Source organism: Nonomuraea insulae (genome assembly GCF_042656245.1).
Genome location: NZ_JBHSPA010000038.1, coordinates 41,467 through 56,002, shown reverse-complemented (window position 1 = coordinate 56,002; position 14,536 = coordinate 41,467). Strand labels below are relative to the sequence as shown.

At 69.8% G+C, this 14,536-nt stretch carries 12 protein-coding genes; 3 read left to right on the top strand and 9 right to left on the bottom strand.

Annotated elements, in window-relative coordinates:
• The 7 genes from ACFPZ3_RS32240 to metH form a co-directional block, all read right to left on the bottom strand.
• Positions 1–631, bottom strand: a 631-nt coding sequence (locus ACFPZ3_RS32240) for an ABC transporter ATP-binding protein (protein WP_379518064.1), incomplete at its 3' end; no start/stop codon positions are given.
• A complete protein-coding gene (locus tag ACFPZ3_RS32235) occupies positions 628–1,641 on the bottom strand; it encodes an ABC transporter permease (RefSeq protein WP_379518063.1) in 1,014 nt (337 codons plus the stop codon). The genes ACFPZ3_RS32235 and ACFPZ3_RS32240, both read right to left, overlap by 4 nt.
• Before the next feature lie 92 nt (positions 1,642–1,733).
• Positions 1,734–3,506: an ABC transporter substrate-binding protein gene (locus ACFPZ3_RS32230; protein ID WP_379518062.1), complete on the bottom strand. Its 1,773-nt coding sequence runs from the start codon at positions 3,504–3,506 to the stop codon at positions 1,734–1,736.
• Positions 3,507–3,561: 55 nt separating this feature from the next.
• Positions 3,562–4,560: an ABC transporter permease gene (locus ACFPZ3_RS32225; RefSeq protein WP_379518061.1), complete on the bottom strand. Its 999-nt coding sequence runs from the start codon at positions 4,558–4,560 to the stop codon at positions 3,562–3,564.
• Between the two features lie 330 nt (positions 4,561–4,890).
• On the bottom strand, positions 4,891–5,403 hold the full coding sequence (locus ACFPZ3_RS32220) for a cellulose synthase (protein ID WP_379518060.1): 513 nt from the start codon (positions 5,401–5,403) through the stop codon (positions 4,891–4,893).
• Positions 5,404–5,484: 81 nt separating this feature from the next.
• A complete protein-coding gene (locus tag ACFPZ3_RS32215) occupies positions 5,485–6,138 on the bottom strand; it encodes an HAD family hydrolase (protein WP_379518059.1) in 654 nt (217 codons plus the stop codon).
• Complete coding sequence (metH, locus tag ACFPZ3_RS32210; RefSeq protein ID WP_379518058.1) at positions 6,138–9,602, bottom strand: methionine synthase; 3,465 nt, start codon at positions 9,600–9,602, stop codon at positions 6,138–6,140. The genes ACFPZ3_RS32215 and metH overlap by 1 nt, the downstream gene beginning before the upstream one ends.
• Positions 9,603–9,781: 179 nt before the next feature.
• Here metH and ACFPZ3_RS32205 point away from each other — a divergent pair, with 179 nt between their 5' ends.
• The 3 genes from ACFPZ3_RS32205 to ACFPZ3_RS32195 all read left to right on the top strand — a co-directional run bounded on the left by ACFPZ3_RS32205 (position 9,782) and on the right by ACFPZ3_RS32195 (position 12,349).
• A complete protein-coding gene (locus ACFPZ3_RS32205; RefSeq protein ID WP_379518057.1) occupies positions 9,782–10,240 on the top strand; it encodes a universal stress protein in 459 nt (152 codons plus the stop codon).
• A gap of 533 nt (positions 10,241–10,773) precedes the next feature.
• The gene (locus ACFPZ3_RS32200; protein WP_379518056.1) at positions 10,774–11,628 is read left to right on the top strand and encodes a PAC2 family protein; all 855 of its coding nucleotides are present in this window, start codon (positions 10,774–10,776) and stop codon (positions 11,626–11,628) included.
• Between the two features lie 154 nt (positions 11,629–11,782).
• Positions 11,783–12,349: a hypothetical protein gene (locus ACFPZ3_RS32195; RefSeq protein WP_379518055.1), complete on the top strand. Its 567-nt coding sequence runs from the start codon at positions 11,783–11,785 to the stop codon at positions 12,347–12,349.
• 66 nt (positions 12,350–12,415) lie between these two features.
• Here ACFPZ3_RS32195 and ACFPZ3_RS32190 read toward each other — a convergent pair whose 3' ends face one another.
• Together ACFPZ3_RS32190 and ACFPZ3_RS32185 are read right to left on the bottom strand one after the other, a co-directional pair.
• Positions 12,416–13,138, bottom strand: a complete 723-nt coding sequence (locus ACFPZ3_RS32190; protein ID WP_379518054.1) for a sirohydrochlorin chelatase — start codon at positions 13,136–13,138, stop codon at positions 12,416–12,418.
• A gap of 82 nt (positions 13,139–13,220) precedes the next feature.
• Positions 13,221–14,387, bottom strand: coding sequence for a uroporphyrinogen-III synthase (locus ACFPZ3_RS32185; protein ID WP_379518053.1), 1,167 nt, complete (start codon positions 14,385–14,387; stop codon positions 13,221–13,223).
• Positions 14,388–14,536 lie beyond the last annotated feature (149 nt).

Genomic DNA, 14,536 nt, shown 5'->3' with positions numbered 1-14,536 from the left:
TCCCAACGGTGCGGGAAAGACCACGTTGCTGCAGGTCGCGCATGAGGTCGAGGATCTGCGCCTGCACGGTCACGTCGAGCGCGGTGGTCGGCTCGTCGGCGATGAGCAGCTCGGGGTCGTTCGACAGCGCCATGGCGATCATGGCGCGCTGCCGCATGCCGCCGGAGAACTGGTGGGGGTAGTCGTCGACGCGGCGGGCGGGCTCGGGGATGCCGACGCGGCCCAGCATGTCGACGGCGTGCTTGCGGGCGACCTTCTTGCTGACGTTGTGGTGGATGCGGTAGGCCTCGATGATCTGGTCGCCGACCGTGTAGTACGGGTGCATGGACGACAGCGGATCCTGGAAGATCATCGCCATCTTCTTGCCGCGGAGCTGGCGCACGTAGTCGTTGCTCGCGCCGACCAGTTCGGTGCCGTCGAGCCAGATCTCGCCCGAGATGCGGGCGTTGCCGCCCTTGTGCAGGCCGAGGATGCCGAGGCTGGTGACGCTCTTGCCGGAGCCGGACTCGCCGACGATGCCGAGCGTCTTGCCGCGCTCCAGCGCGAACGACAGGCCGTCGACCGACTTGACCACGCCGTCCTCGGTCGGGAAGTGGATGCGCAGGTCCTTGACGTCGAGGAACTCGTTCATGCCAGCCTCACCCTCGGGTCGACCACCGCGTACAGGAGGTCCACGATCAGGTTGGCCACGACCACGAACAGGGCCGCGAGCAGCGTCACGCCCATGACCGCTGGCAGGTCGTTGTTGGAGATCGCGTCCACCGCGTATTTGCCCAGCCCGTTGAGCGAGAACGTGGTCTCGGTCAGCACGGCGCCGCCCATCAGCAGGCCGAAGTCGAGGCCGAAGACGGTGAGCAGCGGTGTCAGCGCGGCGCGCAGGCCGTGTTTGACGACGACCTTGCGCTCGCCCAGGCCCTTGGCCCTGGCGGTGCGGATGTAGTCCTCACCCATGGTCTCCAGCATGCCCGCTCTGGTGAGCCGCGCGTACGTGGCGGCGAACAGCAGCGCCAGCGTGATCCAGGGCAGGATCAGGTTGTAGGCCCATTGCGCGGGATTGATGGTGATGTCGACCCACGCGCCGCCGGGCGCGGTCCAGCCCAATCCGTAGCTGAAGACCGACAGCGCGATCATGCCGGTGAAGAAGATCGGCAGTGACACTCCGGCCAGGGCGACGCCCATGGCCGATCTGTCGAAGAAGCTGCCGCGTCTCAGCGCCGACAACACGCCGGTCGCCACGCCGCCGAGCGCCCACAGGATGGCCGCCCCGATGCCGAGCGACAGGGTGATCCTGGTGCGGTCGAGCAGGTTGGGCCAGACGGGCTGCTGGGTGATGAAGGAATAACCCATGCAGGGCGCGGGGCAGGGCTCCACCGACGCGCCGGTGTCGTACTCGGCCCCGGCCACGATGCCCTTGACGAAGCGGCCGTACTGGACGGCGATCGGGTCGTAGAAGCCGAGCCGCTGCGCGACGAGCTTGATGGTCTCGTCGCTGGCGGTCCTGCCGACGTACCGGGCCGCGAACCCCTCAGGGGTGGCGCCCGCCAGGCGAGGCACCAGGAAAAAGATCGCGAAGGTGACCATGCTGACGATGAGCAGCATCGCCACGGCGCCGATCACGCGCCTGATGATGTATGTGACCACTGTGACCGGCTCCGGTCACCGGCCCGGTACGGGGTTCTCCCGCGCCGGGCCGGCGACCCGCTGCCTTCACCTGCCAATCTCGGGTGTTCGAATTACTGCTGGACGCCCATGCCGACGTAGTCGTACATCTGCTGGGAGTCGCTGATGAACACGTTCGTCAGGCCCTTGCCGCGCAGGTAGAGGGCCTTGCCGTACACGTTGGGCAGGACGGTGCCCTCTTCCATGACGCGCTGGTCGACCTGGGACCACATCTCGCCGCGCTTGGCGGCGTCGGGCTCGGCCTTGATCTGGTCGATCATCTTGTCGACCTCGGGGATCTTGACGCTCAGGTTGTAGTTACCGGCCGCCCTGATGTCCCGGCTGTCGACGATGGCCTGCAGGAAGCCGTACGTGTCGGGGTAGTCGGAGCCCCAGCCGTTGACGGCCAGGCCGATCTTGTTCTCCTTGACGTAGGCCGGCTTGCCCGCGTAGAGGGCGAAGTAGTCGTCCTGCGGGAACGGCTTGAGCGTCAGCTTGATGCCGACCTTGGCGAGCGACTGCTGCAGCGACTCGGCCGCGGCCTTCTCCTTGGGACGCTCGGTGCGGTAGGAGATGTTGGTCTCGAAGCCGCTGGGCTGGCCGCACGCGGTCAGCGCCGTCTTGGCCTTCTCCACGTCGCCCTTGTCGTCGGGCGTCTTGTACAGCGCGATGTCCTTGTGACCGGCCATGCTCGGCGGGATCATGCCGGTGGCGATGATGCCGCCGGTGTCGCCGCCCCAGGCGCGCGCGAGGCTCGTACGGTCCGCGGCGAACTGCACGGCCTTGCGGCACTCGATGTTGTCGAACGGCGGCACGTCCGGGATGATCGAGGTGTACCAGGTGCGCTGCTGCAGCGCGTTGTCCGTGCGGGCCTGCAGCGCGGGGTCGCCGAGCACCTTGGGCAGCGCGGCGGCGCTGACGCCCAGGCCGTCCACGGCGACGTGCACGTCACCGGAGATGATCCGGTTGTCCAGGTCGTCGGCGTTGACCTTGGTCTGGACCTCGATGCGGTCGGGCAGCGCCGGCCTGTTCGGGTCGGTCGCCGCGTCCCACTGGTCGTTGCGGACCAGGGTGAAGCCCTTGCCGATCTCGTTCGTCTCGAACTTGTACGGGCCGGTCGAGATGACGTGCTCCTGGTACTTCGTACCGGTGTCCTTGGCCTTCGGGACCGGCATCGTCATCGGCATCTGCATGATGTAGTCGAACAGGCCGAACGGCTGGTTCAGGTGGAAGACGATCGTCTGGTCGTCCGGCGTCTCGATCGCCGAGGAGAAGTCGGCGTCCTTGTCCTTCAGCGCGCCCTTGTAGCCCTTGGGCCAGTCGAGCAGCGCCATCAGGTAGGTCGGCCCGTTCGGGAAGACCTCCTTGTCGAAGGAGCGCGCCACGGCGTAGGCGACGTCCTTGGAGGTGACCGCGGTGCCGTCCTCGAACTTGACGCCCTTGCGCAGGGTGTAGGTCCAGGTCTTGGCGTCGTCGCTGGACTTGCCCAGGCTCTCGGCCAGGTCGGGGACGAGCGTGTTGCCGTCGGCGCCGGGGGCGGACTTGAACATCAGCAGCGCGCGGCCGTAGAGACGGGCGAAGTTGAGCGCGTAGCCGTAGTAGGTGTTGCCCGGGTCGAGGCTGTCCCAGTCGGCGGTGTTCGCCATCTTCAGCGTGCCGCCCTTCTTGTCAGAAGGGTTCCAGATCTTGCCGATCGCGGCGTCCGCCACATCCTTGGCGCCGGAGCCCGCGGCCTGCGTGCTGCCACCCTGGCCGGGGCTCTGGGTGGCGTTGCCACCGCAGGCCGACAGGGCCAGCGCCAGCGCCGCGCCTATGGCGGCGGTGATGATGGTGGGTCTTCTTCTCATCAAGGTGTCGCACCCCTTTTGGATATGGAAGCTGAGGAAGGGAGAAGGGGACCGCTCAGCGCTTGCCGCGCGGGTCGAGCGCGTCGCGCAGGCCGTCACCGAAGAGGTTGAAGGCCAGCACGGTGACGAAGATGGCCAGCCCGGGGAAGACCATGAAGTGCGGGATCGTGTAGTACCGGGCCGCGTCGGCGAGCATGCCGCCCCACGTGGGGGTCGGCGGGCGCACGCCGACGCCGAGGAAGGACAGCGCCGCCTCGAACAGGATGTTCGACGGGATCAGCAGCGTCGAGTAGATGAGGATCGGCGCGATCAGGTTCGGCAGGAGCTCGCGGAAGATGATGTACGGCCCGCGCGCCCCGAGGCTCCTGGCCGCGTCGACGAACTCGCGCTCGCGCAGCGACAGCGTCTGCCCTCGGATGATCCGCCCCAGATAGGGCCAGTTGAAGAACCCGATGATGAAGATCAGCAACGCCACTCTCAGCGTGTCGCCCGTCAGGCCGAACGCCTGGTCGGGCACGACGCCGGCCAGCGCGATGGCGAACACCAGGAGCGGGAAGGCGAGGAAGACGTCCATCGCCCGGCCGATCAGGGTGTCGACCCAGCCGCCGAAGTAACCGGCGATCACGCCGAGGAGGGTGCCGATCACGACCGACAGCAGCGTGGCGAGGAAGGCGATCAGCAGCGAGACCCGCGCGCCGTACACCACCCGGCTGAAGATGTCGCGGCCGTTCTGCGGCTCGACACCGAACAGGAAGTCGAGGCTGATGCCGCCGAAGGCCGCCTTGGGCGCCATCGACCTGCTGTCGGTCAGGTCCTCGTGGTATTCGAGCGGGTCGTGACCGAACCACTTGACGATGAGTGGGGCGAACACGGCCACCAGGATGAGGAAGATGATCACGCAGGCCCCGGCGATCGCCACCTTGTCGCGTCTCAGCCGACGCCAGGCGATCTGGCCGAGGGAGCGGCCCTCGATGGCCTTGCGGTCCGCGCCCGCGAGCATCTCATCGGAAGGCGCGGTGGCGGCGGACTCGGGGACGTCCAGCGGAGCGGTCACGCGACCTCCTCCGCCTCTGTCACCTTCCGCGGCCGCCCCGCGTTGTGCGCCCGCGCGACCAAGGTAGTGCGCATACTTTCCAGGCCCCCTGGATTCCAGACGACGTCTGCCAGCCGAACGACTGCCCGGTCAGGGTATGACGCCCGTGCTCATCGGAACCGCATGTCGCGGCCCCAGGACGCAGAATGTATGCGCTGAACTGCTATGACTAGCCCTTCCGAGCTCCCTGTGGCTCAACTGTGATTGACGCGAAACTCATTCGTATCGATCTTGAAGAGATTGTCTACGGCCCGTCCCGTTTGCGTCTCGGAATCGTGACACAGCCAGGACTCAGCTGATTCCACGGCGTTTGAGCAGATCCTCGATGTCGGAGAAGTCGTCATCGGCCTTGGGCTTCTGTGCTGCCTTCTGCGGTTTCGCGGCCGGTTGCGGCCTGCTCGCGACGGCCGGCTTTTCAGCTGAGGGCTGAACCGGCTCCTGCCCCGCGGGCGCCTGGACCTTCTTCTTCCGCCCCAGGGACAACTTCCTGCCCCGCATGAACCCTGACACCACGAACAGCACCGCTGACAGTCCCGCGACGGCCACGCCGATCCACACCGTCGGGTTGAGCACCAGGCTCGTCACGAAGCCCACCACGGTGCTGCCGATGGTCCACAGCGCCTGCAGCGCGCCGGTCAGATAAGCGGCCAGCGGCAGCAGTGCCCAGGCCGTCACACGTAGCCCTGAGGCCGCTCCCCTGCGCCTGAAGGCCAGAAAGGCCAGTACAAGCCCTGCGATGCTCGCTCCGGCGCACAGCGGCAGCCAGGCGATCGCGTTAAAGGTGTCCATGTCGCCGCCCCTCATCGTGGCTCCTGGATTTCCATCCTGGCACGCGGAGGCCCGGTCGCCTCCTCCGTGAGAACCACTTTTCCCTTAGGGGAACGCTCAGGAGGCCAGGAGAGTTCTCAGGTCCGCGACCCTGATCTCCGTCAGGGACGAGATCACCAGACGCCCCGGCGCCGGCTCGATGGGCAGCAGGCTCGGGACGGCCACGACGGCGCAGCCCGCCGCCGTCGCGGCGGCCACGCCGTTCGGCGAGTCCTCCAGGACCACGCAGCGGACCGGCTCCACCCCGAGCAGGCGGGCGGCCGTCAGGTACGGCTCAGGGTCCGGCTTGGTACGGGTGACGTCGTCGGCCGTCACGACGGCGTCGAAACGATCCCTGCCGACGCTCTTGAGCACCGCGTCGGCGATCTCCCTGAGCGAGGAGGTGACCAGCGCCACCGGCACCCCCTCGGCCCGCAGGGCGTCGAGCAGCTCGGAGGCGCCCGGCATGACGTGCACCCCGCCGGACAGCCGCCGCACCATGCCGGTGACCATCCACTCCCGCACCTCCCCGGGCGGCACCCCGGCCCCTGACACGGCCAGCATGTAGTCGACCGTGCGCTCCATGGACCCGCCCACCAGGTGCACCTGGTGCTCGGGAGTCCACTCGGCGCCGAGCCGCGCCATCACCTCGGTCTCGATCTCCAGCCAGACGCGCTCGCTGTCGACCAGCAGCCCGTCCATGTCGAAGAAGACCGCTTCCACGCCCCGCATCAGACGTTGAAGTATTTCGCCTCGGGGTGGTGGGCGACCAGCGCGGAGGTGGCCTGCTCGGGGTGGAGCTGGAACTCCTCCGACAGCGTCACCCCGATGCGCTCGGGCGCCAGCAGCTCGAACAGCTGCTTCTGGTCCTCCAGGTTGGGGCAGGCCGGGTAGCCGAAGGAGTAGCGGCAGCCCTGGATGTTGACCTTGAGCATGTCGTCGAGCGTCTCCTCGCCGCCGATCCCCCACTCGGCGCGGACCCGGGCGTGCCAGTATTCGGCCAGCGCCTCGGTGAGCTGCACCGACAGGCCGTGCAGCTCCAGGTAGTCGCGGTAGGCGTCCTTGGCGAACAGCTCGGCCGTGGCGTCGGAGATCTTCGACCCCATGGTGGCCACCTGGAACCCGACCACGTCGACCTCGCCCGAGTCCTTGGCGCGGAAGAAGTCGGACAGGCACAGGTGCCGGTCGCGGCGCTGGCGCGGGAAGGTGAACCGGGTGCGCTCGTCGCCGTCCTCGTCGAGGATGATCAGCGAGTCGCCGTCTGCGACGCACGGGAAGTAGCCGTAGACGACGGCCGCCTCCAGCAGGCCCTCGGTCTGCATGCGCTCGAGCCACATGCGCAGCCGCGGCCGGCCCTCCGTCTCGATCAGCTCGTCGTAGCCGGGCCCGTCGCCGCCCCTGGTGGGCTTGAGCCCCCACTGGCCGAGGAAGAGCGCCCGCTCGTCCAGGAAGGCCGAGTATTCGGCCAGCGAGATGCCCTTGACGACACGGTCGCCGTTGAAGGGCGCCTGCGGCAGCGGGTTGTCGGCGACCACGTCGGAGCGGGACGGCAGCTCCTCCACGGGGGTGCGGGTGAGCACCGCGCCGGTCTTGACCCGCCGCTCGCGCAGCGGCGGCAGCGTCGCGCCCGCCACGCCGCGCTTGACGGCCATGAACGCGTCCATCAGCCGCAGCCCCTCGAACGCGTCGCGCGCGTAACGCACCTCGCCGGAGAACAGCTCCGCCAGGTCCTGCTCGACGTAGGCGCGGGTCAGGGCGGCGCCGCCGAGCAACACCGGGTAGCGCTCCGACAGGCCCCTGGAGTCCATCTCCTCCAGGTTCTCCCTCATGATGACCGTCGACTTCACCAGCAGCCCCGACATGCCGATGACGTCGGCCTTCTGCTCGTCGGCGGCCTCAAGGATGGCCGAGACCGGCTGCTTGATGCCGAGGTTGACCACCTGGTAGCCGTTGTTGGACAGGATGATGTCCACGAGGTTCTTGCCGATGTCGTGCACGTCGCCCTTGACGGTGGCCAGCACGATGCGGCCCTTGGTCTCGCCCTCGACGCGGTCCATGTGCGGTTCGAGGTAGGCGACGGCGGTCTTCATCACCTCGGCCGACTGCAGCACGAACGGCAGCTGCATCTGCCCGGAGCCGAACAGCTCGCCGACCGTCTTCATGCCGTCGAGCAGCACCTCGTTGATGATCTCCAGGGCGGGCCGCTGGTCGAGCGCGGTGTCGAGGTCGGCCTCCAGGCCCTTCTTCTCACCGTCGATGATGCGCCGCTTGAGCCGCTCCCACAGCGGCAGCGCGGCCAGCTCCTCGGCCCTGCCCGCGCGCACCGCGGCGGCGTCCACGCCCTCGAACAGGTCCATGAACTTCTGCAGCGGGTCGTAGCCCTCGCGGCGGCGGTCGTAGACCATGTCGAGCGCGACCTGGCGCTGCTCGTCGGGGATGCGGGCCATCGGCAGGATCTTGGAGGCGTGCACGATGGCCGAGTCGAGCCCCGCGTTGACGCATTCGTTGAGGAAGACCGAGTTGAGCACCATGCGGGCGGCCGGGTTGAGGCCGAAGCTGATGTTGGACAGGCCCAGCGTGGTCTGCACCGTCGGGTAGCGGCGCTTGAGCTCGCGGATGGCCTCGATGGTCTCCAGGCCGTCGCGCCTGGTCTCCTCCTGGCCGGTGGCGATGGGGAAGGTGAGGCAGTCGACGATGATGTCCTCGACGCGCATGCCCCAGTTGGTGGTCAGGTCCTCCACGAGGCGGCCGGCCACGCGCACCTTCCAGTCGGCGGTGCGGGCCTGGCCCTCCTCGTCGATGGTCAGGGCGACCACGGCCGAGCCGTGCTCGCTCACCAGGCGCATGATCTTCTGGAAGCGCGAGTCGGGGCCCGCGCCGTCCTCGTAGTTGACGGAGTTGACCGCGGCGCGCCCGCCCAGCATCTCGAGCCCGGCCCGCAGCACCGCGGGCTCGGTCGAGTCGAGCATGATCGGCAGCGTGGAGGCGGTGGCGAAGCGGAAGGCCAGCTCCTTCATGTCGGCCACGCCGTCGCGGCCGACGTAGTCGACGCACAGGTCGAGCATGTGGGCGCCGCCGCGGGCCTGGTCGCGGGCCATCTCGACGCAGTCGTCCCAGTGGCCTTCCAGCATGGCCTCGCGGAAGGCCTTGGAGCCGTTGGTGTTGCAGCGCTCGCCGATGGCCAGGTAAGAGGTGTCCTGGCGGAACGGGACGGTCTGGTAGAGCGAGGACGCGCCAGGCTCCGGGTGCGGCCGCCGATGCGCGACCTCGTTGCCGCGCACGCTCTCGACGACCTGGCGCAGGTGCTCGGGCGTGGTGCCGCAGCAGCCGCCGACCAGCGACAGGCCGTAGTCGCGGGTGAAGTTCCTGTGGGCTCCGGCCAGCTCTTCCGCGGAGAGCGGGTAGTAGGCGCCGTCGGCGGTCAGGACGGGCAGGCCGGCGTTGGGCATGCAGGACAGCTTGAGCCGCGAGTGGCGGGCGAGGTAGCGCAGGTGCTCGCTCATCTCGGCGGGACCCGTGGCGCAGTTGAGGCCGACGACGTCGATGCCGAGCGGCTCGATCGCGGTCAGCGCGGCGCCGATCTCGGAGCCCAGCAACATCGCGCCGTTGGTCTCGATCGTCACCTGCGCGATGATCGGCACGTCGCGGCCCGAGTCGTCGATGGCCCGCCTGGCGCCGACGACGGCGGCCTTGACCTGGAGCAGGTCCTGACAGGTTTCGATGATCAGCGCGTCGGCGCCGCCCGCGATCAGGCCCGCCGCGTTGTCGCGGTAGGCGTCGCGCAGGCTGGCGTAGGGCAGATGGCCCAGGGTCGGGAGCTTGGTGCCGGGGCCCATGGAGCCGAGGACGAAGCGGGGCTGCTCGGGCGTGGCCCAGTGGTCGGCTGACTCGCGGGCGATCCTGGCGCCGGCCTCGGAGTATTCGAACACGCGGTCGGAGATGTCGTATTCGCCGAGCGCGGCCATGTTGGCGCCGAACGTGTTGGTCTCCACGCAGTCGACGCCGACGGCGAAGTAGGCGTCGTGGACGCCGCGCACGATGTCGGGCCGGGTGACGTTGAGCACTTCGTTGCAGCCCTCGTGGCCGTGGAAGTCGTCGAGCGTGGGCTCCTGAGCCTGCAGCATCGTGCCCATCGCCCCGTCGGCCACGATGACGCGCTGGGACAACACTTCTCGGAATGACGGGGAGATGCTCATGAGATAGAGCTTATCGGGTGCTCTTGGAGCACCGGTCGACTGCGGTTCACAGCGCATTCCGCGAGATCCCCGATATCTCCCCATAGCCTCCGTACAGGCGTTTTGTACGAGGCCTCCGCGCCGGGTGGACCCGAGCGCTATTGTACTTTTCGTCAATTGACGACGTCCCTGGGGGCTCGATGGCCTACAGCACCGTCCTCGTCGGCACCGACGGCTCGGCCTCCTCCTTCCGCGCCGTCACGGCGGCCGCGTCCCTGGCGACGGCGACCGGGGCCGTGCTCGTGCTGGCGTGCGCGTACCTGCCGATGCGGGAGAGCGAGCGGGCCGCGGCGGCCGATCGGCTGGGCGAACTGGCGTACAAGGTGAGCGGGTCCACCCCGGCGGACGACGCCTTGCGCGCGGCGCGCCGGCGCGCCGTGGCGGCGGGGGCCACGGAGGTGGTGCTGGCGGCCGAGCAGGGAGAGGCGGTGGACGTGCTCGTCTCGCTGGCCTCCCGGCACGGGGCCGATCTGCTGGTGGTGGGCAACCGGGGGCTCAACAGCCTGGCGGGGCGGCTGCTCGGGTCGGTGCCGTCGGAGGTCACGCGTCGGGCGGCCTGCGACGTGCTCGTCGTGCACACGACAGATGGCGGACGCTGACACCCCACACACACCCCGTACACCTCACACGCACGCCCCAACCACGCGCGCCACACCCCGCACGCACCACTCCGCCCTCTTCACACGCGCGCGCGATCCATAACCGTCGATCACGCCGTGTGGTGGCGGGCCTGAAGGGGGCGGGCGTGAGTGCCTGAGGGGTCGCGGGCATAGGGGGTGGGGGTGAGGGAGCGGGCGCAGGGAGTTCGCGCGTCGCGAACGGACCGCACGGCGGCGCGACGTCCGCCGGGCGTCGTGGCGTGGGGCGGATCGTTCGCGGGCGACACGCCCGCTTACGGGCTCCCCGGCCCCGTGACCCCGCGCCGAGCAGGGCGGCGGCGAGAGGCCGCGCGCCGCGTACGCCCGGAGCCGGCCTTTCCCCCGGCGATCCCGCGTGACCAGGCGGACAGCCGCCCCGCGTGAAACCCATGATGCGGGGAAGGCGTGCGGGGCGGTGATCGGGGGGAGATCGGTGACGCCGACACTGGCTTACCGCATAGGCTAAGCGGGACGGTGGAGAGAGGAGGCGACACGTGATAGAGCTCGAAGGGCTCCCCGAGCTCGTTGACCCGGTGCTCATTGCCGCGTTCGAGGGGTGGAACGACGCGGGTGAGGCCTCCAGCGGCGTGGTCGCCCATCTCGAGTCCGTCTGGAAGGCCGAGCCGCTCATCGCGCTCGACCCGGACGACTACTACGACTTCCAGGTCACCCGGCCCGTGGTGGAGATGAACGACGGGCTGGCCCAGTCGATCGTGTGGCCGACGACGCGCCTGCTGCGCGCCCGGCCGCCGGGGCTGGAACGTGACGTGGTGCTGCTGCGCGGCATCGAGCCCAACATGCGCTGGCGCTCCTTCTGCGCCGACATCATCTACATCTGCCGCGAGCTGGGCGTCGAGCTGGCGGTCATGCTGGGCGCGCTGCTCAACGACTCGCCCCACACCCGGCCCGTGCCCATTCTCGGCGGCGCGACCGACGAGGGGCTGGCGCGTTCGACGAACCTGGAGCTGAGCCGCTACGAGGGTCCCACGGGGATCGTGGGGGTGCTGCAGCACGCGTTCGGGCAGGCGGGGCTCGACGCGATCTCGCTGTGGGCGTCGGTGCCGCACTACGTCGCCCAGCCGCCCAACCCGAAGGCGACCCTGGCGCTGCTGCGCCGGATGGAGGACGTGCTGGAGATCCCGATGCCGCTGGGCGACCTCGACGAGGAGGCCCGGGCATGGGAGCGCGGCGTGGACGAGCTGGCCTCGCAGGACAGCGAGGTCGCCGAATACGTCAAGGAGCTCGAGGAGCGCAAGGACGCCGCCGAACTGCCCGAGGCCAGCGGCGATGCGATCGCGGCCGAGTTCGAGCGCTACCTGCGGCGGCGTGATCGCGACACGGACAGCTAATCTTCAGCAGTCCGATCCGACATCTTTTCTTGGTTCTGGGTAATAATCGGGGACCCGTACAAGATTCCACCAAGTTGGGACCCCAGATTCAGTCAGGCCGGGCCCGGCTTCGCATGTGATGCCTACTCAACTCACCGCGCACGTTAGGCACGTCATGGCGACATCCCACGTAGATCCCCACCAGAGGAGCCAGGACACCAGGCGGCGCATCCTTGAGATGGCCGTCTCCCTCAGGGAGGACCGCACCGGTGGCTCGGTGGATTATTTCCTCGCCCTGTTACAGGACCGGCTCCCGCTCTGGTTGAGCATTCTCCATGATCTCTCCCATCGCGCCGGGAAAGGCACCGTGTCGGAAAACCTTCTTCCGGTCGCGCGATCGGGCATCGACTACTACATCGACGTACAGAGCGCCGCTCTTCCCGCCTTCACCTCCCCGGCCGTGACGGTCCGTTTCCGCCAGGCCATTCGCGACACGGGCCTCGGGCCGCAGACGGAGACCGCGCCGCTCGCCGCGTACCTGGCGGCGGAGCAGCGGCTGGGGCGGGTGCGGGCCGACGTGGACCCGGATGCGAGCGCGCGGCTGATGGTGGCGGGCTGCTTCCACCGGGCCTACATCGAGATGTTCGTCGGGGCCGACAGGGAGCCGACGCGGGAGGCCAGCGCCCGCGAGATCGTACGAGAGCTGCGACTCGAACCCTCCGTCACCACCCAGCCCGCCTGACCTCACCAGGCGTGCCCGCCGGTGCAGTGCGGCGGGCACGCGTGCCTTCGGCGCGCGGCGGGGCGGTCAGGCGTGCTGGCGGTGGAAGGGCTGGGGGTCGGCGGCGGTGTGCCGGTGGCGCAGGGCCTCCTCGTAGCGGTGCCAGATCAGGGCCGCCACGTCCGGGTCCGCGCCCAGCGGGTCGCTCACCAGGCCCGCCCCGGCCGAGGCCAGGCGCTCGTGGAAGAAGCCGGGGGCCAGCACGTACGAGGCGATCGCCACCCGCGCGGCCGGGGTGGAGCCGAGACGTTCCATGGCCTCCTCCAGCGATGGCGTGCCCGCCGAGGCGAAGGCTGCCGTGACCGGGCGGGACAGGCGTACGGCGAGCTGGTGGGCGGCGGCGCGGACGTCGGCCAGTGCCGCCGGGTCGGAGGAGCCGGCCGCGCCGAGCAGGACGGCGTCCGTGCCGCGCAGGCCCGCGCGCGCCAGCTTGCGGGCCAGCGCCGTGGTCAGCAGCCGGTGCGGCCCCAGCCAGCCGGCCACCACCGCGTCCGGGCGGTGTTCGGCGATGATCTCGGGCAGGTCGATGTGCGCGTGGTAGCCGCCGGCCAGCAGCAGCGGGACCACGACCACCGGCCCGCGCACCACGGGAAGCACCTCGCGCAGGAGCGGTGAGCTGATCTCCAGGTAGCTCAGCTCCACGCGTTGCCCCGGCCGGGCCCTTCTGACCGTCTCCGCCAGCGCCGACAGGGTCTGCTCCCCCGCGGCGCTGCGGGTGCCGTGCGCGGCCAGGACGAGTGCGGGTGTCACGGATTTCCTTCGTTGGGCTTGGCCGCGAGGGCCGCGAGGGCCGCGGAGAGAGGGGTGATGGGGGGCTCCCCGGGAAGGCGGGTCAAAAGCCGACCTCGTACAGGCAGGCGAGGCGGTAGCCGCGCTTGACGACCGTCTCGACGATCCCGCTGGGCCCCAGGGCGCGGCGCAGGCGGGTGATGGCCATCTCCACGGCGTGCTCGGCCGAGTCGCGGGCGACGCTGCCCGGCAGCACCGTACGGAGATCTGCCCGCGACACCACGTGCCCCGGCTTGTCGGCCAGACGCTTGAGCACCGCCATCGGGGCGGGCGGCAGGGGCCGCAGTTCGCCGTCCACGACCACGGCGTGACCGCGGATCTCCAGCCGGTGCTCGCCGGCCGTGAGGCGGGTGACGCCATGCTCGGGCAGGTGGCGGGCCAGGGCACGGGCCAGCGCGCCGAGCCGTGAGCGGTCGGGCTGGAGCGTGGACACGCCGCGCGAGGCCAGCGGGTCGGCGGTGACGGGCCCGACGCAGGCGGCCACGACCGATCCGCTGAACGCGGCCAGCAGCGACTCCTCCAGCCCCTCGGCCCGGGCGGCGCCGAGCATGGCGTGCACGGCGGGGGCGCTGGTGAAGGCGACCGCGTCCACCGAGCCGGAGATCGTCTGGCTGATCAGGCGGCGCAGGGGTGAGATGTCGCGGTACGGCAGCCACCGGTAGACCGGGATCTCGATCACCTCGGCCCCGGCCTGCCGCAGGTCGGCCACGAACTCGCGGAGCGGCTCGCCGTGCTGCTGCACCGCGATGCGCCGCCCGCGCAGGTCCTGGGCCAGGAGGTACTCCTTGACCTCCGAGCACGATTCGGTGGCGGGGGTCCAGTGGTCGTTGAGGCCGGCCGCGCGCACCGCTCCCCTGGCCTTGGGGCCGCGGGTCAGCAGGCGGGACTTGGACAGGTGCTCGCTCAGGTCGCCGGACAGGCCCCAGCCCTCGGCGGCGGCCATCCAGCCGCGGAAGCCGACGCCGGTGGTGACGACCACGTCGTCGACGGGCGCCTCCAGGCTCTGCCGGGTGGCGGCGAGCAGGTCGGCGTCCTCGGCCAGGGGGACGAGCCGGATCGCGGGGGCGCTGACGACGCGCGCGCCGCGGCGCTCCAGCAGCGCCCCGAACTCCTCGCGCCGCCTCGTCGCGGTGACACCGATGGTGAAGCCCGACAGGGCGTCCGGCGCCGTCTCCGGGGAGGAGCCGCTCTCTAGGGGAAGCGCGCTCATGGGTGAACCTCCAGGTAGTCGCGAATGCCTGGCCGGGCCCCGAGCACCCGGCCAGGCATCACAGGCGCGTGTGACGCAAGTGAGATCACCCTCCGATACTCCTTTCGGGTGGTTTCACACCTGGGTCTCTTCTGTTACCGCTGTGCTAC

Bases quoted from the DNA above. Each gene is read 5' to 3' on its own strand.
- ACFPZ3_RS32230 (WP_379518062.1), bottom strand. From the start codon at position 3,506: ATGAGAAGAAGACCCACCATCATCACCGCCGCCATAGGCGCGGCGCTG.
- ACFPZ3_RS32185 (WP_379518053.1), bottom strand. From the start codon at position 14,387: ATGAGCGCGCTTCCCCTAGAGAGCGGCTCCTCCCCGGAGACGGCGCCG.
- ACFPZ3_RS32195 (WP_379518055.1), top strand. From the start codon at position 11,783: ATGGCGACATCCCACGTAGATCCCCACCAGAGGAGCCAGGACACCAGG.
- ACFPZ3_RS32220 (WP_379518060.1), bottom strand. From the start codon at position 5,403: ATGAGGGGCGGCGACATGGACACCTTTAACGCGATCGCCTGGCTGCCG.
- ACFPZ3_RS32215 (WP_379518059.1), bottom strand. From the start codon at position 6,138: ATGCGGGGCGTGGAAGCGGTCTTCTTCGACATGGACGGGCTGCTGGTC.
- metH (WP_379518058.1), bottom strand. From the start codon at position 9,602: ATGAGCATCTCCCCGTCATTCCGAGAAGTGTTGTCCCAGCGCGTCATC.
- ACFPZ3_RS32205 (WP_379518057.1), top strand. From the start codon at position 9,782: ATGGCCTACAGCACCGTCCTCGTCGGCACCGACGGCTCGGCCTCCTCC.